The organism is Ruegeria sp. AF8 (assembly GCF_056541825.1).
This window is the reverse complement of the sequence record NZ_JBQFYW010000014.1, coordinates 32,643-53,524: the sequence shown is the minus strand read 5'-3', so window position 1 is coordinate 53,524 and position 20,882 is coordinate 32,643. Positions and strand designations below refer to the sequence as shown.

Sequence of the window (20,882 nt, the reverse complement as noted above, 5' to 3'; positions counted from 1 at the left end):
TCTCAATTGCGACCATTTTTTTCATTTTCGCGCTTCCGCAGCAAATAGATGTCCATGATCCAGCCGTGATCGGCCCGCGCGGTTGCGCGGGTTTCCAGAATCTCGTCCGCGACTTCGGCCAGCGGGCCGCTGATCAGAAGCTCTTCCTTCATGCCGACATAAGCGCCCCACCAGATATCGAAATTCTTCATCTCGAGGCATTGGAACGAGCATTCGCCATCCAGCATGACCGCGACCTTACCGGCGCCGTCCGGCCAGCCTTCTTCACGGATGCGGCGGCCGGTGGTGACAATGTAGGGCGCGCCGATATCGTTGACCGGAATGGCATGCGCCGCCGTCAGCGCCTGCAGTGCGGTGATGCCGGGAATCACCCGCGTGGCCGGTTGCGGTTTCAGCCGTGAGGCGATTCGCAGCGAGCTGTCATACAGTGACGGATCGCCCCAGATCAGCAGCGCCACATGGCGGGCATCGGGGTGGGCGGCAATCGCCTCGTGCCAGCGCAGGGCAATGGCGTCGTGCCATTCGTCCACGCCGCGCAGATATCCCTCATCGGTGCGCCGTTTGGGGATGTCGAAATAGGCAATTCGTGGCTGCGTATTGGTGATCTGTGTGATGATCTTTTCGCGCAGTCCGGCGAGGTCGGCCTTGTTCTCGCCCTTGCGGGGAATGAGGATCAGATCCGCCGCCCGGATCGCCTGTGCGCCTTGAAAGGTGACATGATAGGGGTTGCCAGTACCGATGCCGATCAGGTTCAGTTCATACATCCCCGAACTCCGCCAATGGGCCATACAGAATCAGGGCCGGGGCGGTGCCGATTTCTGCCGACAGTTTGTTGGCCAGCCCGCCTATCGTCGAGCGGTGCAGGGTTTGTTCGGGAGTCGAGACCGATTCCGCCATCAGCGCCGGGGTGTCCAATGGCAGGCCATGAGCGTTCAGCGCCTCGACCAGCAGCGGAAAGGTGCGCTTGCCCATGAAAACGACGCTGGTGGCGCCGGGATCGGCCAGCGCGGGCAGGTTCAAATCCTGGGGCAGCTTGCCGCTGACATCGTGTCCGGTGACGAACTGCACCCGCCGCGCGGTCAGCCGCCGGGTCAGCGGAATGCCCGCTGCCGCCGCCGCGGCAACCGCCGAGGGGATGCCGGGGATGATCTCGTACTCGATCCCGGCGTCGCGCAGGGCGAGCAGTTCTTCCTCGAGCCGTCCGAACAGGCCACCATCGCCCGATTTCAGCCGCACCACGCGCTGTCCGGTCCGGGCATAATCCACCAGCAAGCGGCTGACATGATCCTGTTTGGGCGATGGGCGGCCCGCGCGTTTGCCCACACCGACCAGATCGGCGTCTTCGCGTGCATGGGTCAAGATCGGGCCGCTGCTCAGATCATCAAAAAGCACCGCGTCGGCCTTGCCCAGACGATCCACTGCCTTGAGCGTCAAAAGCTCCGGATCGCCGGGGCCGGAACCGATGAAAGAGACAAATCCGCTCATGCCGAGGCCTCCGCGATCAGATGAAAGAAGGTGCCGGTGACGTTGCCGCGCACCGAACCGGTTTGCGGCCCCTCCGCGCCCTCGGCGTCAAACACTCGCGCCAGCGGGGCGTCGGGTTGTTCGACAATCGAGGAATAGTGGAACTCGTGCCCTCGCAGCGCCGCGCCCGCAGTAAAACCGGGCATCGGGGTCAGCAGTTCCGCCTTGCGATAGCCAAGGTTGAACTTGCGTTTCTGGTACGATGTCACCAGACCCAACAGGCCCGCCATCTCGTGCCGCATCCCGTCCTTGTCGATCAGCGCCTGACCGAGGGCCATGTAGCCGCCGCATTCCCCATGTACGGGTTTGGTTTCGGCGTGTTTGCGCAGCCCGGCCAGAAAGGTTCCGGCAGCCGCAAGGGTGCCAGCGTGCAACTCGGGGTATCCCCCCGGCAGCCACACCAGATCCGCATCTGCCGCCGGCGCCTCATCGGTCAATGGCGAAAACGGCAGGATCTCGGCCCCCGCCATACGCCAGCCTTCCAGCAGGTGCGGATAGGTGAAGGAAAACGCAGCATCCCGGGCCAGTGCGATCCTCTGAGCCGGCGGGCGCGGCAGCGCGGCCGACGATGGCTCCTTGGGGCCTGAGGAAGCCGCCCGCTTGATCGCCGCCAGATCCACATGTTCACGCAAAAACGCGGCATAACCTGCAATGGCGCTCTCCAGATCGGGATGTTCGACCGCCTGGATCAGGCCCAGATGTCGCTCGGGCAGGGTCAGATCGCCCCGCCGCGGAAGCACGCCCAGTACCGGCAGGCCCGCGCGCTCCATACCCAACCGGGTCAGACGTTCGTGTCGGGGGCTGGCGCAGCGGTTCAGGATCACACCGGCAAAGGGCAGGTCGGGATTGTACATCCGAAACCCCAGTGCCGTGGCCGCCGCCGACTGCGCCTGTCCGCCCACATCCAGCACCAGCACAACCGGCCAGCCCATGCGCTGCGCGGTTTCGGCGCTCGACCCGTGGCCCAGCTCGCCCGGTTTGGCGACACCGTCAAACAGGCCCATCGAACCCTCGGCGACCACGATATCAGCGCCCTCCGCCTGTGCCGAGATCGCGCTCAGCAGCGGGCCACCCATCGCCCAGCTGTCCAGATTGAACGAGGCCCGCCTCGCCGCCGCCCGGTGAAAGGCCGGATCGATGTAATCGGGGCCGCTTTTGAACGGCTGCACGGTCAGCCCATCCTCGGCCAGCGCCCGCAACAGGCCCAGCATGACCGTGGTCTTGCCAGTGCCCGAAGAAGGGGCCGAGATCAGAATTCCCGGAGGGTTAGTCATCGCCATGGCTCCAGCTCGACCACGGGCTGTCGGCGCTCTGCGGGCGATAGCGGCGGTCATAGGTCTTGGAATAGAGGCAGCTTTCGTCAAACCCTTCGCCCGCCAGAGCCGGGCCCACCATGATCAGTGCGGTTCGCGAGATGCTTTCGTCCAGCGCTTCTTTCAGGGTTGCCAGCGTGGCGCGGATGATCCGTTCGTCCGGCCAGGAGGCGCGATAGACCACGGCCACCGGGCAATCGGCGCCGTAGGCCGGGATCAGGTCGGCGATCACCTTGTCCAGATTGCCGATCGACAGGTGAATGGCCAGCGTCGCGCCGGTGCGGGCGAAGTTTTCCAGCGTCTCGCCCTCGGGCATCGAGGACGCGCGCCCCGGCGTCCGGGTCAGAACCACCGATTGCGCCAGACCGGGCAGGGTCAGTTCGGTGCCAAGAACAGCCGCCGCAGCGGCAAAGGACGGCACGCCGGGGGTGACGCTGACCGGGATGCCCATCTCTTTCAGTCGCCGGATCTGTTCACCCATGGCGGACCAGACCGACAGATCGCCGGAATGCAGACGCGCCACGTCCTGACCCGATTTGTGCGCGGTTTCGATCTCGGCCATGATCTGATCCAGATCCATCGGCGCGGTGTTCACGATCCTTGCGCCCTCGGGGCAGTGGCTCAGAATCTCCTCCGGCACCAGCGAGCCCGCATAGAGGCAAACGGGGCAGGCGGCGATGATGTCGCGGCCGCGCAGGGTCAGCAGGTCGGCGGCGCCCGGTCCGGCGCCGATGAAATGAACGGTCATGTTTGTCCTCCGATGGCTATGGCGCAGGTCGCCAGCCGGTCGTCCGAAATCTGTCGGGGTGAAAGCAACTGCGCGCCTGTTCCGGCGGCGGCCAATGCGGATGCTTCGGCGACGCTGCCGGTGCCATAGGTGGCACGGCTGCGGTTCGAGCAGGTGAGGGTGCGCTGCCCGGCCAGATCGGCGGGCGCAACAAGGTGCAGGGGCAGGGCGAGCGTTTCGGCCAAACTGGCCAAGGCGGGATGGCCATCTTTGTCGGCAACGGTCGCCAGAGCGGCAACGTCATGGCCGGCTGCCGCCACATCATAGGCGGCGCGCAGACTGTCCACCGTTGCAGCGGAAGAAAAGCCAAGCCCGGCGACGATCATAGCGTCACGCTCCACTGCACGACAGGATAGGCGGATTTCCAACCGCGACGCGGACCCAGCGGCGCGGATTGCGCAAGTTCGATGCGCAACAGTTCACCGCCCAGTTTCTCGTGCCACTGCGCCAGCATCGCCTCGCTTTCCAGTGTCACTGCATTGGCGACCAGCCTTGTTCCGGCGGGCAGGGTGCCGTGCAGCCAGTCCAGCAATGCAGCGCTGAGACCGCCGCCGACAAAAACCACATCGGGCAGCGCCAGCCCGCCCAGCGAATCCGGCGCGCTGCCATGTACGACGTTCAGCCGGTCCTGTCCCAGCGCGTCGGCATTGCGGCGGATACGCTCGGCCCTGTCGGCGCGTGGCTCAACGGTGGTTGCGGTCAGGGTCGGGTCACACATCAGCCATTCGATACTAATCGAGCCGGTACCGCCGCCGATGTCCCACAGATGCTCACCCCGTTGCGGGGCCAGCGCCGAAAGGGTCAGCGCGCGGATCGGGCGTTTAGTGATTTGGCCGTCCGTCTCGAATATCTCGTCCGGCTTGCCCGAGGCCTTGGGAAAGGCGTGGCCAGCGCCGGAAACTTCCAGTCCGACACAGACCGGATGATCAAACGTCCCTAACAGCGCTTCGGTCAGGCCGAGCGTCTGAACATTCTCGCGTGGACCGCCCAAGGCTTGCATCACATGCAGGTCTGAATCGGCAAAGCCGGTCTCGGTCAGGTACGACGCCAGTTCCGCCACAGCCTTGCCGTCGCGCAGCAGCAGAATGGCTCGCAGACCCGAAGACAGGTGAGGCCGCAAACGGGTAAGAGGCGCGGCGTGCAGGCCGAATGTCAGTGTGCTTTCCAGCGGCCATCCCAAACGCGCGGCAGCCAGTGAAAAGGTCGACTGACCCGGCACCGCAACCCATTCGCCAGAATCGAAATTGCGCGCGATGACCGATCCCGCGCCGAACCAGAACGGATCACCCGAGGCCAGCACAACCGTAGCCCGGCCACGCAGGCCCTGCAGAATGGGCAGGCCATCGGCAAACGGCACCGGCCATTCGATCCGCTCGGCCCCGCCGTCGGGGATAAGCGACAGGTGGCGGGGCGGTCCCATGATGACATCGGCCCGATCCAGCACTTGACGGCTAGCGGGCGACAGGCCATCAAGCCCACCTTCACCCAGGCCCAGAACGGTCAACCACGGAGCTTCAGACATGACCAACCTCCTGATCCTTGGCGGCACGACCGAGGCCAATGATCTGGCCAAAGCTGTTTCTGCGCAAGGGGTTGCGGCGGTGTATTCTTACGCTGGCCGGGTCGAAAAACCGCGCCCGCAGCCGGTGCCGATGCGCGTCGGTGGCTTTGGCGGTCCACAGGGGCTGGCCAGATACATCCGAGAAAACGGGACTACTCATGTCGTGGATGCCACCCATCCATTCGCCGCACAGATGAGCCGCAACGCGATCGAGGCCTGCCGTGAGACAAAAACCCCTCTGGCCGCTCTGACCCGCGAGGCGTGGAGCCCGCAACCCGGCGACACCTGGCGTCGCGTCCCGGACATCGCCGCAGCGGTTGACGCGCTGTCGGGGGAACCGCTGCGTGTGTTTTTGGCCGTGGGCCGTATGCATCTTGAGGAGTTTGCCGCCCGGCCCCAGCATCACTATCTGCTGCGTCTGGTTGATGAGCCCGACGGATTGCCATTGCCGAATGCCGAAGTCGTTGTAGCCCGCGGCCCCTTTGCCGAGCCTGAAGACCGGGCGCTGATGCAGCGCTTTGGCACGCAGCTTGTCGTGTCCAAGAACGCGGGCGGCACCGGTGCGCGCGCCAAGCTGGACGCAGCGCGGGCGCTGGGGCTGCCGGTGCTGATGATCGACCGCCCCGTCCTGCCGCAGCGGGTGGAGCTGTCGAATGTCACACAGGTTCTGGACTGGCTGGCTCATCCCTGATCCTCATCAGGGGTGAAACGCGGGGTATAGACGATGGGCGCGCCGTCGCGCTCGATCACGCGGGTGCGGGATGAGCCGACGATAACCACGGTTTGCATATCAGCCATCTCGGGCGTGGCCTCGGCCAGCGTAGAAATCCGGATCATTTCGTCGGCGCGGGAAACGGCACGGGCGAACAGAATAAGGCGCTGGGGTTCACATTCTTCGCGAAGAATGTCCAGCGCCCGGATGAAACCTTCCGGCCGCGACTTCGAACGTGGATTATAAAACGCCATCGAGAAATCGGCCTGCGCCGCCAGACGCAGACGCTTTTCGATCAGCGACCATGGCTTGAGGTTGTCGCTGAGGTTGATGGCGCAGAAATCATGCCCCATCGGCGCACCAGCGCGCGCGGATGCCGCCAGCATCGCGGTGATCCCCGGCAGCACGTCGATCTGAACGTCCCGCCAATCGGCGGGGCCGTCTTCCAGCGCCTCGAACACTGCCGCCGCCATGGCAAACACGCCGGGATCGCCCGAGGACACCACGACCACGCGCTTGCCCTCGGTCGCCATCTGCAACGCGTGCTGCGAGCGGTCGATTTCGACCCGGTTGTCGCTGGCGTGCAAGGTCAGGCCGGGGCGTTCGGCCACCCGCGCGACATAGGGGATATAACCCACCACATCCGTCGCTTCGGCCAGCGCCGCCGTCACTTCGGGCGTCACCAAAGCCTCATCACCGGGGCCGAGGCCCGCGATCTTGACCCAGCCGCTCATGGCCGCCGCCCCTGACCATGCACTACGATGATCGAGAAATAGGGCGTCACCTTTTCGCAGGCCTCCGACAGTTTCGTGACCGTCTGGTTCGGCATCTGCGCATATTCAACGATCCAGGCCCGGTCATAGAGGCCAGCGGTCTTCAGCGCGCGTTTGACCTTGTCGATATTGCGCCCGATCTTCATCACCACCAGCGCGTCGGTCTGGGCCATACGCTCGGCCAGCGTGTCCTCGGGCAGAGTGCCGACCAGCACGGTCAGCACGTCATCACCCCAAGTGATAGGATCACCCGTCGCAGTCCACGCGCCGGACATTCCGGTGATAGCGGGCACTACCTCGACCGGGGCGTGTTCGCGCAGGCGGCTGTAGAGATGCATGAACGAACCATAGAAGAACGGATCGCCCTCGCACAGCACCACCACATCCTCGCCCTGTTCCGATAGCGCCTTCAGATGCGCAGTGCATTCTTCGTAGAACTCGGCCAGCAGTTCGTTATAGCGAGGATCGGTGACCGGGATTTCGGTGGTCACTGGGTATTCCATCGGAAATTCGGTCGCGCCTTCGGGGATCATGCCACCCACGATCTTGCGCGCCTGACCACTGCGGCCCGGTTTGCGGAAAAACGCCACATGTTTGGCGCTGCGCAACAGACGGTCGGCCCGCACGCTCATCAGGTCGGGATCACCGGGGCCGAGGCCCACGCCGTATATGATGCCCATGCTCATTCAGCCCGGCTTGCGATGGCATTGATGGCGGCGACGGTAATGGCGCTGCCGCCCAGACGGCCTTTGACGATGCAGGAGGGCACCGGTTGCGCCTCCCACAGGGCGTCCTTGGATTCGACTGCGCCGACAAATCCCACGGGGCAGCCGATGATGGCGGCGGGGCGCGGGCAGTCGGGGTCTTCCAGCATGTTCAGCAGGTGGAACAGCGCGGTCGGCGCGTTGCCTATGGCGACCAGCGCGCCCTTCAGGTGCGGACGCCACAGCTCCAGCGCGGCGGCCGAGCGGGTGTTGCCCATCTCGGCGGCCAAGGGGCGCACACGCTCGTCATGCAGGGTGCAGATCACTTCATTATCGGAGGGAAGGCGGAACCGGGTGACGCCTTCGCTGACCATACGGGCGTCGCACAGGATCGGCGCGCCACCTTCCAGCGCGGTGCGGGCGACCCGCACGAAATCGGGCGAGAAATGCACGAATTCCTCCAGACCGACCATCCCGGCAGCGTGGATCATGCGGACGGCCACCTGCTCTTCATCGGCGTCGAACCGGGCCAGATCGGCTTCGGACCGGATGGTGGCAAAGCTTTCCTTATAGATCGCCGCGCCGTCGGTTTCGTATAGATAGGGCATCAGGTGAAGTCCATGGTCATGAGTGTTTCTGGGCTGAGCCCGCGCTGGCAGGGCTCATCCCCCGCGCGGCCCTGTTTGACAAGATCAAATCGTCCGTTTGCGCCCACCAAAGTAAAGTCGGCGCGGCCCATGCGGGCGCATCCCTTGGCGCATCCCGAGACATGCAAGCGGCCGGGCACACGCACGGCCAAAGCGCGGGCGATATCGCGGGTTTCCGCCTGCGCCTGTGGGCAGAACGGGGCCCCGGGGCAGGCGTCGGTGGTCATAAGCGGGTCGGCGCCTGTTGTGACAAACTCTGGTGCGGGTATCGCCGCCCCGCCTTCCAGCAGGATCAGCCGCCACGGGGTAACCCGCAGGGCAGACGTGCCCGAATCCGCAATCAGCCGTGCAAGCGGTCCGGCGGGCAATTGCCCGAACGCCGCGCCGTAAAGCGGGCCGAGGGGGCTGTTTCCCGGCTGCAATGCCGTGCCGACCGGCCCCGGCGCGTGGCCCTGCCATTCAGACGGCAGGCCCTGCGCCGCAACCACCCGCGCCATGCGGCGGGTTTCCTGGGTAAAGTTTCCGGCGAACCAGCGGGCCAGTTCGAGCAGCCGGTCGATGGCCTCGGCCTCGGTCACCAGTCGACCTGTCTCGGCCCCATCGGCACGCAGGATCAGGCCGTCGAAGCCCGTCTCCAGCCGGATATCCGCCGAATCCGCTGCCAGCAGGCGCGCAGCGCCTGTGTCGATGGCAAAGCCGAACTTGGCAGGCACGGTGGGCAGGTCTGCCAGTCGGTCGATCAGGGCCTGCGCCAGCCGCGCGGTCAGATCGCCGTGCTGATAGAGCGGCGAAACCAGAATGTTGCGCCGCACCTCAATGCCGGGTTCGGCATCCAGCAGGTTCAGCGCTGCCAGCTCCGCCAGCAGCGCCTGGTGATCCGATTCGGTCACACCACGCAATTGTAGGTTGGCACGGTTGGTCAGGTCGATGGTGCCATTGCCGAACCTTTCAGCCAGCGCGCACAGCCCCAGCGCCTGCCGGGCGTCGAGACGGGCCAGACGGGGGCGCACCCGCACCACCAGCCCGTCGCCCGACATCATCGGGCGGTGGGCTCCTGGACACCAGCCTTGAACGATCGGAGTGCTCATCCCAGCCCCTCCAGACGGGCGCGGATCGAGTTCCGGCGCGTGTTCCAAAGTCCGGCGTCCAGCAACGCGCGGAAGCGGTCCTGCATGGCCTGATGTGCCTGCGGGTTGGCCTCTTGCAGGAAAGTGTCGATTTCCTCATTACCCAACGTGGCGTCATGATAGAGGTCGAACAGATGCGGCGCGACAGTGCCCGACAGATGGGCGAAAGAGGCCATGTGATCCAGCGTCGCCGCGATCTCGGCGGCCCCCCGGAAGCCATGCCTTTTCATTCCGGCGATCCAGCCGGGATTGGCGGCGCGGGCATGAACAACGCGGCTGATTTCCTCAGGCAGGGTACGGGCGCGGGGATTATCAGGATTGGTATTGTCCAGATGGAACAGCTGGGCGCTGCCGCCGGTAAGTTTCTTGGCTGCGGCGAACCCGGCCTCGTGCGTGGCATAGTCATTGGCCAGCAGCAGGTCGGTTTCGGTCAGGTCCTGCAGGTGGACAAAGCTGTCGGCATTGGCGACGCGATGAATGATCCCGTCTTTGTCCTGTGCGATATGCTCGCCTTCCAACGCGAAAGAGCTGGCCTCAAGCCACGCTTCCCCCGCCTGCGCGCGGGCCTCGTCGGTATAGGTCTCGGACAGGTGGGTCATGTTCAGGCCATAGCTGCCCGGGGCCGGGCCATAGACCCTGGCGGCGGGTTCCTGACCGGCATAGGGGTTCCAGTCCGGCGCTTCGTCCCGCGCCGACAGCGCCCGGACCGCCTGACCGAACAAGGCCGAAAGGGTCGGGAACACGTCCCGAAACAGGCCCGAAACGCGCAGGGTCACATCCAGTCGCGGGCGGCTGAGGTCTGTGATCGGCAACACCTCGATACCGGACACCCGTTCTGACCCCTTGTCCCAGACCGGTTTGACGCCCAGCAGGTGCAGCGCCATGGCAAACTCCTCACCTGCGGTTCGCATGGTGGCCGAGCCCCACAGATCGACGATCAACCCTTTGGGGTAGTCGCCTTCTTCCTGCAGATGTCGCCGAACCAATTCCTCGGCCAGTTTCACGCCCTGTGTATAGGCGGCGCGGGTGGGCACCGAACGCGGGTCGGTGGTGTAGAGGTTGCGCCCGGTCGGCAGAACATCCGAGCGCCCGCGATAGGGCGAGCCCGACGGTCCAGCCTCGATCCGTTTCCCCGCCAGCGCATAAATCAGGGCGCTGCGCTCGGCATGGGCCGAGGGGGCGGGATCGAAATTGCCCTTCGCCTCGGGCACACGGCCAAAGATGTGCAGGCCGTCGCCGAACTGGCTTTCCTTGATGTCGCAGACAAAACGGTCGATGCGGGTGATCGCCTCGGCGGTGCTGGTGGCCTGATCGAGGCCAAGGTCACTTTCCAGCCCGATGGCCTGCGCCTCATCCCGGATGTCTTCCTGCAGCCGGTCGCGGCGCTTGGGGTCAAGCCCGTCGGCGTTCGAAAACTCATCCAGCAGCGATTCCAGCCGTACCATCCGGTCCGGCGTGCCGCTTTCCTTCATCGGGGGCGGGATATGGCCCAGCGTAACCGCTCCGATCCGACGCTTGGCCTGCGCGGCCTCGCCGGGGTCGTTGACGATGAAAGGGTAGATCACCGGCAGATCGCGGATCAGCGCTTCGGGCCAACATTCCGACGACAGGGCGACCGACTTGCCGGGCAGCCATTCCAGCGTGCCGTGTGCTCCGATATGGATCAGCACATCGGCGCCGAGGCCTTTGCGCAGCCACAGATAGAACGCGACATAGCTGTGGCGTGGGGTGCGGGACAGATCGTGATAGTCGTCATCGCGCGTGTCGATTGTGCCGCGTTCAGGTTGCAGGGCAATCAGGGCCTTGCCGCGGCGCAGGGCGGTAAAGTGGAAAGCCCCATCTGTGAATGTCGGGTCGTTCTCGGGCTTGCCCCATACCGATTGAAGGTCGGTGCGTAGCTGTTCGGGTAGATCCGCCAGCGCTGTTTGATAATTATCAAGCGACCACGAAATGCGTGCGTCCAGCAGGGTCTCGGCAATCGGTTCTGCCGGTGCGGTGTCATAGCCTTCGCTTTGCAGGTCGGCCAGCATCGCCTCGGCCGAGGCCAGCGCGTCGAGGCCGACTGCATGCGCCATCTGCCAAGCTTTGCCCGGGTAGGTGGACAGCACCAGCGCCGGAACCTGATCCCCTTTGGGCTTGTCGCTGAGATCCAGCCAGCCGGTGACGCGGTCGATAATGGCCTCTATCCGTTCGGGCTCGGCGCGGTGGGCAAAGCGGGAGTATTCCAGATGCGGGTCGCGTTTGCCCGGTTCCTTGAACGAGGCTATGCCCGCTGAAATCCTTCCGTCCACCTCCGGCAGCACGACATGCATTGCAAGGTCGGCGGGCGAAAGGCCGCGTTCCGCTTCGGCCCAGGCCTTGCGGCGCGAGGTGGCGAAGGCGACCTGAAACACCGGTACATCCGCCGCGTCCAGAGGCGAGGTGCCCGACGCTCCTTTGCCCGAGAATGAGGTGGCATTGATGATCGCCGAGAGCTTCAGTGCACCGATGCTCTTGCGCAGCCAATCAGCAGCCGCAGGGGCTTTGAGAGAAGGGGCGAACATGCCAACCGCCTCGAACCCCCGTGCGCGCAGGCGGCGGATCAGAGCCGCAACCGGGGCGGTGTCGGCCGAGGTCAGGTAGGCACGGTAGAACGTTACGACGATGCGTTTCGCGTCCCCGGTGAAGGCCTGATCCACGGGGATCACGCCACGATCCGGGCACCAAGCGCCGCATTCCGGCAGAGTTTTGGCCCCCATCACGGGACCTGCGTAAAGACCCGCCGCCAGCGCCATCTGTGCCAAAGCGGCCTGTGCCGCAACCTCTCCGCCGGTGTCGCACAGATGCGCCAAACGACGCAGAGTCGAGGCTGGCAGAGTGGAGTATTCGTCCAGTCTTGTGTCTTCGCGTCCGTCTGCGGGCAGTACGGCCAGGGCGATGCCTTTGGCCTGCGCCAGCGCCAGAACCTGCTGCAAACCGTAGGACCAATAGGGCACCCCGCCAATCAGGCGGATCAGGATGCCCTTGGCCCCTTCAAGCGTTTGTTCAACATAGGTGTCGACGGACAGAGGATGTTTCAGCGCGGCCAGATTGGCGAGACGCATTGTCGGCATGCGCCCCTCGGGGCCGCCCCCGCGATGCCAGCCCGCCGCGAAAGCGCCAAGGTCGCTGTCCGAAAAAGACAGCGCCACCAGATCCGCCGGGCTCTGGCCCAGATCGGTTGGGGTCTCGGTTTCCTCGAGCCCGTGGCTTTCGCGGAAGACGACGTGCATGGCTTACTCGGCGGCCTCGGCTACACCCACGAGGATATCGCGGATTGCGGCCGCTTTGATGTCGTCATGCTCGGCAATGACCACCAGACGCGAACGGCGCTCTTCGCCCGGTTTCCACGGACGGTCATACTGATGACGCACGCGGGCGCCGACAGCCTGCACCAGCAGGCGCATGGGTTTGCCCTGAACGGCAGCATAGCCTTTGACTCGGAGGATGTTTAGTTCATTGGCCAAACGTTCGATATTGGCGACCAATTGCGCCGGGTCGGTCTGTTCCGGAAGCTCGACGATGATGCTTTCAAAATCGTCATGTTCGTGATCATGGTGACCGTCGTGATGGCTTGGCCGCGCGTCCATGTCATCTTCGGCCGCGGCCTCAAGGCCCAGCACAACTCGGACGTCCACGACACCTTCGGCAACTTCGACGACGGGCAGTGGGCGCGGGACCTCGGCGGCGATGATTTCCTTGGCTTTGGCAACGCCTTCGGGACCCGCCAGATCGGGCTTGGTCAGCAGGATGATGTCGGCGCAGGAAATCTGATCCTCGAACACCTCGGACAGGGGCGTTTCGTGGTCGATTGAAGCGTCGGCCATACGCTGGGCATCCACCGCCTCGACGTTCGGAGCGAAACGACCGGCGGCCACCGCCTCGGCATCGGCCAGAGCGATCACGCCGTCCACGGTGATTTTTGAGCGGATATCGGGCCAATCGAAGGCCTTCAGCAGCGGCTTGGGCAGGGCGAGGCCGGAGGTTTCGATCAGAATGTGATCGGGGCGCGGCTCCAGCGCCATCAGCGCCTCTATGGTCGGAATGAAGTCATCAGCCACGGTGCAGCAGATGCAGCCATTGGCCAATTCCATGATGTTTTCCGCCGGGCAATCCGGGATAGCGCAGGATTTCAGGATATCGCCGTCGACACCGACATCGCCAAACTCGTTGACGACAACCGCCAGACGCTTGCCCTGCGGGTTCTGCATCAGGTGGCGCACCAGCGTGGTCTTGCCCGAGCCGAGAAAGCCGGTGATCACGGTGACGGGCAGTTTTTCGAGGTTGCTCATTTCTCAGGCTCCAATCGGGGGAATGCGCGAGGCGCAGTTTTTGCGGAAATGTTCCGGGCGCTCGCGCCATTTGACCAGACCGTCCTCGGTGGCCAGGTATTTGGTTGCGCCATCGACGATGATGCCGACATGATCGGTCTCGTTCAGGTTCTCATAGACAAAGGTCCAGCGTTCCGGCCCGCCACGCAACACGATCGAGCATCCCTGATCGCAATTCGACAGGCACTCGACCGGTTTCAGTTGTATTCCGTCGGGCAGAGCGGCATCGGTCAATGCCTTGTGCAACAAGGCGCCGGGGCGCTGGGCGTCATCCTCGACAGGCAGGCCGCGTCGGCAGGTGGTGCAGACCAGCAATTCGACTGGCGCAGGCTTGGTCACGTCTCATCCCCCCTTAAAGGTTTCTCGGGACGGGGCATCATCCGGGCCATGGCCCGACACCGGAACACCCCGTCCGGTCTTGTCTTCGGGCGTTGGCAGGTCTCCCGGCTTACGGATGTCAGGGATTGTCCCTGTCGGGTGTCCCGCCTTCCCGGCCTTTGGGCCAGTGGCTATGGGCACCCTCTCCGGTCACGGTCGCGGGGGCGGCTGCGTTTGACGGAAAACCGCTGACGCATTCCCTTTTCATCTGTCTGCACAGACACCAACAGCGCGGACATGCGGCAAGGGCAGGGGACTTGTCAAGCGCGCCGATGCCGATGTGAACGGGCAGAGGCGAAAAGCGACCCGCCCCGATCAGCCAGCGGCATCGGTGGTCGGTCTTTCGCGTGACCGGACCTTGAGCAGGCGGCGGGACAGGGGCCGCACATGTCCGGCACGGATCGGGCAATTCGGTTGCTCAAAGGGAATCGGTGGCCCCGCGCTCTGCCGCATCGGCCCTTACGTCCTGGCGTTTCGTAGGGATTGCCGGGCGGGAAACCGGAAGGCAGACGAATGGGCTCGGAACCTCAGGCGCTGACTGGGCCCCCGGTGCTGTTCACCGGGGGAGATTGTTGTTGGAGGATGCCCGGATCACCCGATCGGCGCATTGTCGCCATGCTTGATGGCAATCACGGCCGACCGTGGAGTGCCGCCATCCGGCCAGTTGCTGCCGGGATGCTGGATACCCACGAACATCGTGCGGCGGTCGCCGGACCAGGCAAGCCCGGTGACCTCGCAACCGTTCGGGCCGGTCATGAAGCGCGCGATCTCGCCCGTCACCGGATCACCCACCAGCATCTGGTTGTTGCCCATTCCGGCAAAGTCACCCTGATTGTCGTCATCGCCGTCCGTCTGAATCCAGACCATTCCGGTTGAATCGATGGCCATGCCGTCGGGCGAGTTGAACAGGTTGCCCGCGTTCACATTGGGCGATCCGGCATAGGCGTCGCTGTGTACCGTTGGATTGCCTGCCATCACATAGAGATCCCAACTGAACGTGTCGGCGGCGTGATCGTCTTGCGCGGGACGCCAGCGCACGATCTGACCATATTTGTTGGCGTCCCGCGGATTCGGGCCATTGGCCGATGTCTCGTCGCCACCGGCATTCGGCTTGACGCCCCGGTTCTTGTTGTTGGTCAGGCAGCAATAGGCCTCGATCGCCATCGGGTTCGTCGCCACCCATTCGGGACGGTCCATCGTGGTGCCGCCCACGGTCGAGGCCGCCATGCGGGTGAAAATGGCGATATCTGCAGCGCTCATGCCTGTGGTTTCCGGGGTCAGCGCCAGCCACTCGCCGGTCTCGTCGTCTTTGAATTTGGCAACATAGAGCGTGCCGTCGTCCAGCAGCCCATCAGTGGAGCCGCCGGGATAATAGGTGCCATTGGAAACAAAGCGATACAGGTACTCGCCCCGCTCATCATCGCCCATGTAGACGACGACGCGGCCATCGGGGGCCAAGACCACTTCGGCATTTTCATGCTTGAACCGGCCCAGACCTGTATGCTTGACCGGCGTGCTGTCCGGTCTGGTCGGGTCGATTTCGACGATCCAGCCCGCGCGGTGCGGCTCGTGCGGATTTTTCGATGTATCGAAGCGCGGATCGAACAATTCGTAGCCGTTCCAGCTTGCCGCCTTGATGCCATAGCGCCTGTAGCCGCTTTCGACTTCGGAACTGTAGTTGGCGGTTTCGTCGGATGATCCGAAATACCCGTTAAAATTCTCTTCGCAGGTCAGATATGTGCCCCAGGGCGTCTTGCCGGCACCGCAGTTGTTCATCGTGCCCAGCGCGGACGTTCCCGTCGGATCGGCCTTTGTCTTAAGCAGATCGTGGCCGGCGGCCGGGCCAACGATTTTCATCGGCGTGTTGTGATGAATACGGCGGTTGAACGGGCTGTCCCTGACCACGGTCCAGCCTTCGGGTCCCTCGGCGATTTCCATCACGGTCACGCCCTGAATATTCTGCAGTTTCAAAACGTCTTCGGCGCTGGCCGGTTTGCCCTCCTGCGCGGTCGGCAGGTTGATGTCTTCGTTCGGGTATTCGTGATTGATGGCAATCAGTTCGTGTCCCTGAAACGAGAAGGTTTCCATCCCGTCTGTGTTTTCGCCGAAGATCTTGTCCGAGTTCTCCAGCGGTCCGCCATCGGAGATGTCATAACCGTCAGCTTCCGCAAACAACGGATCGCCCCAACGCGCCAGGATTTTCCAGCTGTATCCCTCGGGCACATGAACGGTACCGTCGGTCTGCGCCGCGATCGGAGTGAAAGTAAAACGCGGAACCTGGGTCGCGGACGCCGCCGTGGAGTTCAGCAGACCGGCACCCATCGCCGCCGCGCCGGAACCGAAGGCAAGTACACCGCCCAGAAAACCCCTGCGCGACAGCGCACTTTCCACAACGCGGTCAAAGCCGTTTTCTTCCGGGCGCGGAAAATTCAGCTCATCCCAGTCGTCAGCGGAAAGTTTGTTGGAATCAAAGTTGTTCATGGTTGGCTCCCAAGTAGCGACTAAACTTCGTGAGCCGAGGATGTAGGAGCCTTGTGTGACAACTCTTTGAACAGATGTGACAGACAGGTGACATTCACTTGATCAAGTTTTCAGTTTCGCCGGAACAGCCGGCAATCGGACAAAAGGAAACCGCCCCGTATACGGGGCGGCATTTCAGTCATTTCATGTCAGATGACTGGAAAGTGGCAGTCTGGAAGGTTTCTATGCCGCCTTGGCCTGGCTGCGGCAATAGCATGAGGCATGCACCGGTACCGTCGCCCGCGCGGCGGCCTGATCAAGTTGCAGCCGGATGTGCTTCGCCTCGGTCATCTCGCCGCGCCGCACAAGACATTCGTGCAGGCCATGCAGGCTCCAGATATTGCGCGGATGCTGGCAGGCGCGTGCAAGCGTGTCGTCCAGCCCCAGATCGGCGCGATAGACGGCCTCGGCCTCTTCAAACTGCCCGTCCTCCATCAACAGCGCACCCAGCGCATGGCGTGTCGGCTGCATCCAGCCCCAGGGTTCATCATAGACCAGATTGTCGTCCAGTTCGACCGAGCGACGCAGATGCGATAGCCCGCCTTCGCGATCGCCGGCCTTGAAGGCGATCTCGCCGTCCATCATCGCCTCTCCGATCATCAGCACATCCGCGGCGGTATTGTTGAACACCAAGCGCCCCTCGGGAACCGCCTTGCGCGCCGCGACCGCGCGTTCGCGCTCGGCCAGAGCCTCGTCCGGGCGTCCCAGATTGGCCAATGCGATGGCGCGCGCCTGATACATGGCGGCGGTGGTATAGCTGTAGAGCTCACGATCCTGGGGGAAAGGTTCGTCCAGAATCTCCTGCCACTGCCCGAACCGCACCATCACGTGGATTTTCTTGCCATAGAAGGATTCGAATAGGTCGGGGAAAAAGCGCACAACGTTGTCGTGCAGCATTCGCATCAGTTCTTCGGACGCGGCCAGCGCCTTTTCCGGCTGTCCGAGAAACATCGCGCCATAGGCTTCGAAATGGACATTGTGGACGCGATACACGGTATAGAAGTTCTCGCCCCCGGCCATCGCTTCGTATTTCTTGTCGACGGCGGCGGCACGGTGATTGCGCCAGACTACATTCTGATATTCGCCACACAGGACGTCGATATGGGTCGCCATGTGTACCAGATGCCCGCTTTCCGGTACCAGGTCGACCAGCCGGTCGCCATGGCGCAGCGCTTTTTCCGGGGTGGGCGACATTTCCATCAGGTGGATATACATATGCAGCAGACCGGGATGATCCCAGGCCCCGTGAAGCCTGTCGAACGCAGTGTCCAGAACGGTCAAAGCTTCGACAGTGGATGCGCCCTCGGCCGGTTCGCCCTTTGCGAGATCCCAAAGCTGCCAGGGTGTCCGGTTCATCAGCGCTTCGGCAAAGATGCAGGCCACGTCCAGATCGTCCCTGTGCGTCGCATAGACCTTGCGCATCGAATCCGAAAAGGCGTCGTTCCACGGGCCGTAATCCTCGATTTCCGGGTCGGTCGGAAACCGGTCGGCCAGAGCATCGATCAGGGCCGCTTCCAGCGGCGAGACCTTGTCCCGCAGGGCCTCTGCGGCCGCAATCGCCTCATGCGCGCGTTTCAGCGTGGCGACTTTTTCGTCGGGTTCGAAAAACTCCCAAGGTTTGTTGTAGTTCGGACCGATGGCATGAGCGACGCCCCAAAAAGCAATGCCGCAATCGGGATCAAGATCGGCGGCCTTCTGAAAGCAATCCGCTGCCGCTTCGTGATTATAGCCGTAGAGCCAGATCAGCCCCTGATCGAACAATCTCTTTGCTTCGGGCGATGACGTGGTGATCTCGCGTGCATACGTGCCCAGGTCAAAGTCTGTCATGATGAACTCCCCCATGGAATGCTAAACAACACAGCCGCGACCCGAGGGTCGCGCCAAAAGCGGACGCGCCAAGGATAGCACAAAACCTTGGATCGTGCGGAAACGTTCGAGGTGGCGGAAACCTTGGTATCAGGGGTCAGATGAAACCCTCGCCCCCGCATGTCGCGCAACGCGTCGTCTTCAGGCCGAAGCAGCCGGTGCATCTGTCATGGACAGATTTGCCGAAAATGTCCTTGGTCTTGAAAACCTGCCCCGATCCACCGCAAATCTGGCACGCCGAACGGCCCGAGCCATGGCAGCGGTGGCACCGCCGCTTTGCGGGTTTTGGCGGTGGATTTTTGCGCGCTATCGGCTTGCTCATGGAATTGTCCGCAGGTCAATCAGTGAAGAAATCCATTTCATCAGAACACATGGAAGCGTTTCTGTCACCCGCGGAAGACATTGCAGGTCAGATCGTATCGAAAGAAGATGATCGGAAAAAGATTTCCCGCTTGACGATCCCACAGAGGTGAAATAATCAGCCAAGACGCTGAGCGGGTATAGCTTAATGGTAAAGCCCCTGCCTTCCAAGCAGGCTATGTCGGTTCGATTCCGTCTACCCGCTCCAACTCGGCCCTTTCCCGGATTTTCTGCGTCAAATGCGGCCAATGCGTCGGCAATCCGCCCGTGCGCCTTGACCCCGCGCGGCGCTGCGGCCATGTAGCGTGCGATTGAAGACGACAAAACGACAAGGGCCTGACATGGCAAGGAACCGCTCGAAAAACTCGACAGCATCCCCGGCGCCCGGGGCCAGCGAAGAACGGGCGGGTTCGAAAAAGATCGGCGTTCTGGCGTCGCTCTGGCCGTTCATGAAGCCCTACAAGCTCCTGATGTTCGGCGCCACTGTTGCACTGATCGTCACCGCAAGCATGACGCTGGCCCTGCCTCTGGCCGTGCGCCGCGTGGTCGATCACTTTCGGATCGAAGACGGCGAATTGCTGGATCTGTATTTTCTGGCCGCATTGGGTATCGCCGCGATTCTCGCGATAGGGACCGGGGTCAGATACATGCTGGTCACACGGCTGGGCGAACGCGTTGTTGCCGATATTCGCAAGGCGGTCTTCGATCGCGTGATCGGGATGAGTCCGGAATTCTTTGAGCGGATCATGACGGGCGAAGTGCTTAGCCGGATCACCACAGATACCACTCTGATCCAGTCGGTGCTCGGCTCTTCCGTGTCCATCGCACTGCGCAATATGCTGATGTTCCTTGGCGGGCTGGTGCTGATGCTGCTGACCTCGGCCAAGCTGACGGCGATGGTTCTGTTGCTGATACCGGTCGTGGTGGTGCCGATCCTTGTTCTGGGCCGCCGTCTGCGTGGCATCAGTCGAGAAAATCAGGACTGGATCGCAGCATCGTCGGGCAACGCCGGCGAGGCGCTGGGCGCGGTCCAGACCGTGCAGGCATTCACGCATGAAAAGGCCAGCCGGGCGCAGTTCTCGGACCTGACCGAAACCTCGTATGTCGTGTCGCTGCGGCGCATCCAGACCCGCGCGGTGTTGACCGTGATCGTGATCTTTCTGGTCTTTACCGGCATTGTCGGCGTGCTTTGGATGGGGGCGAATGATGTACGCGCCGGACTGATGACCGAAGGCACGCTGATCCAGTTCGTGATCTATTCGGTGATCATGGCCGGGTCGGTTGGCGCGCTTTCGGAAATCTGGAGCGAGTTGCAGCGCGCCGCCGGGGCGACCGAACGCCTGGTCGAACTTCTGAACGCCCGGGACACCGTCACCGATCCGGCAAATCCCGCGTCGCTCTCGCAACCCGTCCGGGGCGCGATCGCTTTCGACAATGTCAGCTTCCGTTATCCGTCACGGCCCGAGGTCGCGGCGCTGGACGAGATGACACTTACAGTCAAACCCGGTGAAACCGTGGCCTTTGTCGGCCCCTCGGGGGCGGGCAAGACCACGGTGATCCAGATGATCCAGAGGTTCTATGACCCCGATCAGGGGATGGTGACGCTGGACGATGCCGATCTGCGCACCCTTGCGCGGTCGGACTTCCGCCGGCATATCGCACTGGTGCCGCAGGACCCGGTGATCTTTGCGGCCTCTGCGCGCGACAATATTCGTTTTGGCCGCCCCGAGGCGACAGATGCCGAGGTCGAGGCCGCCGCCCGCGCCGCCGCCGCGCATGACTTTATCGCCGCCCTGCCGGAAGGGTATGACAGTTTTGTCGGTGAACGCGGCGTGATGCTTTCGGGTGGACAAAAGCAGCGCATCGCCATCGCCCGCGCCATCCTGCGCGACGCGCCGGTGCTGTTGCTGGACGAGGCGACCTCGGCGCTTGATGCCGAAAGCGAACGGGCGGTTCAGGGGGCGGTCGACGAACTCAGTGCGGGCCGGACCACCCTGATTGTCGCGCACCGTCTGGCCACCGTGAAAAAGGCCGACCGCATCGTGGTGATGGAGGAGGGCCGCATCGTTGCTCAGGGCAGCCATGCCGATCTGGTGGCGCAGGGCGGCCTTTACGCGCGGCTGGCGCGATTGCAATTCACCGATGGCGTGGCCGCCGAATAAAGTGACGTCCCGGCAGTTTGCCGACCGCCGCAGCGTCATTCTATCCATCCCGAAACCCTGCCGTTAAGCCTCGCTTGCGCTGGCGGGGTTTTGCTCTCA

18 protein-coding genes, 1 tRNA gene and 1 riboswitch are annotated in these 20,882 nt (G+C 63.4%); of the genes, 4 read left to right on the top strand and 15 right to left on the bottom strand.

Going from position 1 to position 20,882, the window contains the following annotated elements; genetic code table 11:
* Positions 1-2 precede the first annotated feature (2 nt).
* From cobF to cbiE, 6 genes are read right to left on the bottom strand one after another with little or no spacing between them, the layout of a single operon-like run.
* Complete coding sequence (gene cobF / locus ACR0AO_RS18665) at positions 3-764, bottom strand: precorrin-6A synthase (deacetylating) (RefSeq protein ID WP_480606871.1); 762 nt, start codon at positions 762-764, stop codon at positions 3-5.
* Positions 757-1,485 (bottom strand): uroporphyrinogen-III C-methyltransferase, encoded by a 729-nt coding sequence (cobA, locus tag ACR0AO_RS18660; protein WP_480606867.1) that lies wholly within the window; start codon positions 1,483-1,485, stop codon positions 757-759. The genes cobF and cobA overlap by 8 nt, the downstream gene beginning before the upstream one ends.
* Positions 1,482-2,804 carry a cobyrinic acid a,c-diamide synthase CobB gene (locus ACR0AO_RS18655; RefSeq protein WP_480606864.1) on the bottom strand — a complete coding sequence of 441 codons (1,323 nt, stop codon included), beginning with the start codon at positions 2,802-2,804 and terminating at the stop codon, positions 1,482-1,484. Before ACR0AO_RS18655 ends, cobA begins: the two co-directional genes overlap by 4 nt.
* Complete coding sequence (cobM, locus tag ACR0AO_RS18650; protein WP_480606859.1) at positions 2,791-3,585, bottom strand: precorrin-4 C(11)-methyltransferase; 795 nt, start codon at positions 3,583-3,585, stop codon at positions 2,791-2,793. Before cobM ends, ACR0AO_RS18655 begins: the two co-directional genes overlap by 14 nt.
* On the bottom strand, positions 3,582-3,950 hold the full coding sequence (locus tag ACR0AO_RS18645) for a cobalamin biosynthesis protein (RefSeq protein ID WP_480606854.1): 369 nt from the start codon (positions 3,948-3,950) through the stop codon (positions 3,582-3,584). The genes cobM and ACR0AO_RS18645 overlap by 4 nt, the downstream gene beginning before the upstream one ends.
* Complete coding sequence (gene cbiE, locus ACR0AO_RS18640; protein WP_480606848.1) at positions 3,947-5,146, bottom strand: precorrin-6y C5,15-methyltransferase (decarboxylating) subunit CbiE; 1,200 nt, start codon at positions 5,144-5,146, stop codon at positions 3,947-3,949. The genes ACR0AO_RS18645 and cbiE overlap by 4 nt, the downstream gene beginning before the upstream one ends.
* Here cbiE and ACR0AO_RS18635 point away from each other — a divergent pair.
* On the top strand, positions 5,145-5,876 hold the full coding sequence (locus ACR0AO_RS18635) for a cobalt-precorrin-6A reductase (RefSeq protein WP_480606842.1): 732 nt from the start codon (positions 5,145-5,147) through the stop codon (positions 5,874-5,876). The genes cbiE and ACR0AO_RS18635 overlap by 2 nt on opposite strands.
* Here the strand turns inward: ACR0AO_RS18635 and cobJ are convergent.
* From cobJ to ACR0AO_RS18590, 9 genes are all read right to left on the bottom strand, one after another.
* Positions 5,867-6,631: a precorrin-3B C(17)-methyltransferase gene (cobJ, locus tag ACR0AO_RS18630; protein ID WP_480606837.1), complete on the bottom strand. Its 765-nt coding sequence runs from the start codon at positions 6,629-6,631 to the stop codon at positions 5,867-5,869. The two genes, ACR0AO_RS18635 and cobJ, sit on opposite strands and share 10 nt — an antisense overlap.
* Positions 6,628-7,356, bottom strand: coding sequence for a precorrin-2 C(20)-methyltransferase (locus ACR0AO_RS18625; protein ID WP_480606832.1), 729 nt, complete (start codon positions 7,354-7,356; stop codon positions 6,628-6,630). The genes cobJ and ACR0AO_RS18625 overlap by 4 nt, the downstream gene beginning before the upstream one ends.
* On the bottom strand, positions 7,353-7,982 hold the full coding sequence (locus tag ACR0AO_RS18620) for a precorrin-8X methylmutase (protein ID WP_480606829.1): 630 nt from the start codon (positions 7,980-7,982) through the stop codon (positions 7,353-7,355). The genes ACR0AO_RS18625 and ACR0AO_RS18620 overlap by 4 nt, the downstream gene beginning before the upstream one ends.
* Positions 7,982-9,109, bottom strand: coding sequence for a cobalamin biosynthesis protein CobG (locus tag ACR0AO_RS18615; protein WP_480606823.1), 1,128 nt, complete (start codon positions 9,107-9,109; stop codon positions 7,982-7,984). Before ACR0AO_RS18615 ends, ACR0AO_RS18620 begins: the two co-directional genes overlap by 1 nt.
* Complete coding sequence (gene cobN / locus ACR0AO_RS18610) at positions 9,106-12,399, bottom strand: cobaltochelatase subunit CobN (RefSeq protein ID WP_480606820.1); 3,294 nt, start codon at positions 12,397-12,399, stop codon at positions 9,106-9,108. Before cobN ends, ACR0AO_RS18615 begins: the two co-directional genes overlap by 4 nt.
* A gap of 3 nt (positions 12,400-12,402) precedes the next feature.
* Positions 12,403-13,458, bottom strand: coding sequence for a cobalamin biosynthesis protein CobW (gene cobW / locus ACR0AO_RS18605; RefSeq protein WP_480606816.1), 1,056 nt, complete (start codon positions 13,456-13,458; stop codon positions 12,403-12,405).
* 3 nt (positions 13,459-13,461) lie between these two features.
* Positions 13,462-13,836 (bottom strand): DUF1636 family protein, encoded by a 375-nt coding sequence (locus tag ACR0AO_RS18600; RefSeq protein ID WP_480606813.1) that lies wholly within the window; start codon positions 13,834-13,836, stop codon positions 13,462-13,464.
* A 77-nt stretch (positions 13,837-13,913) separates the two neighbouring features.
* A riboswitch (cobalamin riboswitch) is annotated at positions 13,914-14,119 on the bottom strand.
* Between the two features lie 347 nt (positions 14,120-14,466).
* Positions 14,467-16,356, bottom strand: coding sequence for a PhoX family protein (locus tag ACR0AO_RS18595; protein ID WP_480606810.1), 1,890 nt, complete (start codon positions 16,354-16,356; stop codon positions 14,467-14,469).
* A gap of 222 nt (positions 16,357-16,578) precedes the next feature.
* Positions 16,579-18,222 (bottom strand): hypothetical protein, encoded by a 1,644-nt coding sequence (locus tag ACR0AO_RS18590; RefSeq protein WP_480606807.1) that lies wholly within the window; start codon positions 18,220-18,222, stop codon positions 16,579-16,581.
* Between the two features lie 233 nt (positions 18,223-18,455).
* Here ACR0AO_RS18590 and ACR0AO_RS18585 point away from each other — a divergent pair, with 233 nt between their 5' ends.
* From ACR0AO_RS18585 to ACR0AO_RS18575, 3 genes are all read left to right on the top strand, one after another.
* Positions 18,456-18,734, top strand: a complete 279-nt coding sequence (locus ACR0AO_RS18585; RefSeq protein ID WP_480606804.1) for a hypothetical protein — start codon at positions 18,456-18,458, stop codon at positions 18,732-18,734.
* Between the two features lie 21 nt (positions 18,735-18,755).
* Positions 18,756-18,829, top strand: a tRNA-Gly gene (locus ACR0AO_RS18580).
* 133 nt (positions 18,830-18,962) lie between these two features.
* Positions 18,963-20,783, top strand: coding sequence for an ABC transporter transmembrane domain-containing protein (locus tag ACR0AO_RS18575; RefSeq protein WP_480606801.1), 1,821 nt, complete (start codon positions 18,963-18,965; stop codon positions 20,781-20,783).
* The last annotated feature ends 99 nt before the right edge of the window (positions 20,784-20,882 follow it).

What these genes read in the sequence shown, in the direction of transcription:
- ACR0AO_RS18590 (WP_480606807.1), bottom strand. Translation starts at nt 18,222, where the DNA reads ATGACAGACTTTGACCTGGGCACGTATGCACGCGAGATCACCACGTCA.
- ACR0AO_RS18645 (WP_480606854.1), bottom strand. Translation starts at nt 3,950, where the DNA reads ATGATCGTCGCCGGGCTTGGCTTTTCTTCCGCTGCAACGGTGGACAGT.
- cobW (WP_480606816.1), bottom strand. Translation starts at nt 13,458, where the DNA reads ATGAGCAACCTCGAAAAACTGCCCGTCACCGTGATCACCGGCTTTCTC.
- cobN (WP_480606820.1), bottom strand. Translation starts at nt 12,399, where the DNA reads ATGCACGTCGTCTTCCGCGAAAGCCACGGGCTCGAGGAAACCGAGACC.
- cobM (WP_480606859.1), bottom strand. Translation starts at nt 3,585, where the DNA reads ATGACCGTTCATTTCATCGGCGCCGGACCGGGCGCCGCCGACCTGCTG.
- ACR0AO_RS18635 (WP_480606842.1), top strand. Translation starts at nt 5,145, where the DNA reads ATGACCAACCTCCTGATCCTTGGCGGCACGACCGAGGCCAATGATCTG.
- cobF (WP_480606871.1), bottom strand. Translation starts at nt 764, where the DNA reads ATGTATGAACTGAACCTGATCGGCATCGGTACTGGCAACCCCTATCAT.
- cbiE (WP_480606848.1), bottom strand. Translation starts at nt 5,146, where the DNA reads ATGTCTGAAGCTCCGTGGTTGACCGTTCTGGGCCTGGGTGAAGGTGGG.
- ACR0AO_RS18615 (WP_480606823.1), bottom strand. Translation starts at nt 9,109, where the DNA reads ATGAGCACTCCGATCGTTCAAGGCTGGTGTCCAGGAGCCCACCGCCCG.
- ACR0AO_RS18655 (WP_480606864.1), bottom strand. Translation starts at nt 2,804, where the DNA reads ATGGCGATGACTAACCCTCCGGGAATTCTGATCTCGGCCCCTTCTTCG.
- ACR0AO_RS18575 (WP_480606801.1), top strand. Translation starts at nt 18,963, where the DNA reads ATGGCAAGGAACCGCTCGAAAAACTCGACAGCATCCCCGGCGCCCGGG.
- ACR0AO_RS18620 (WP_480606829.1), bottom strand. Translation starts at nt 7,982, where the DNA reads ATGCCCTATCTATACGAAACCGACGGCGCGGCGATCTATAAGGAAAGC.
- ACR0AO_RS18625 (WP_480606832.1), bottom strand. Translation starts at nt 7,356, where the DNA reads ATGAGCATGGGCATCATATACGGCGTGGGCCTCGGCCCCGGTGATCCC.
- cobJ (WP_480606837.1), bottom strand. Translation starts at nt 6,631, where the DNA reads ATGAGCGGCTGGGTCAAGATCGCGGGCCTCGGCCCCGGTGATGAGGCT.
- cobA (WP_480606867.1), bottom strand. Translation starts at nt 1,485, where the DNA reads ATGAGCGGATTTGTCTCTTTCATCGGTTCCGGCCCCGGCGATCCGGAG.
- ACR0AO_RS18595 (WP_480606810.1), bottom strand. Translation starts at nt 16,356, where the DNA reads ATGAACAACTTTGATTCCAACAAACTTTCCGCTGACGACTGGGATGAG.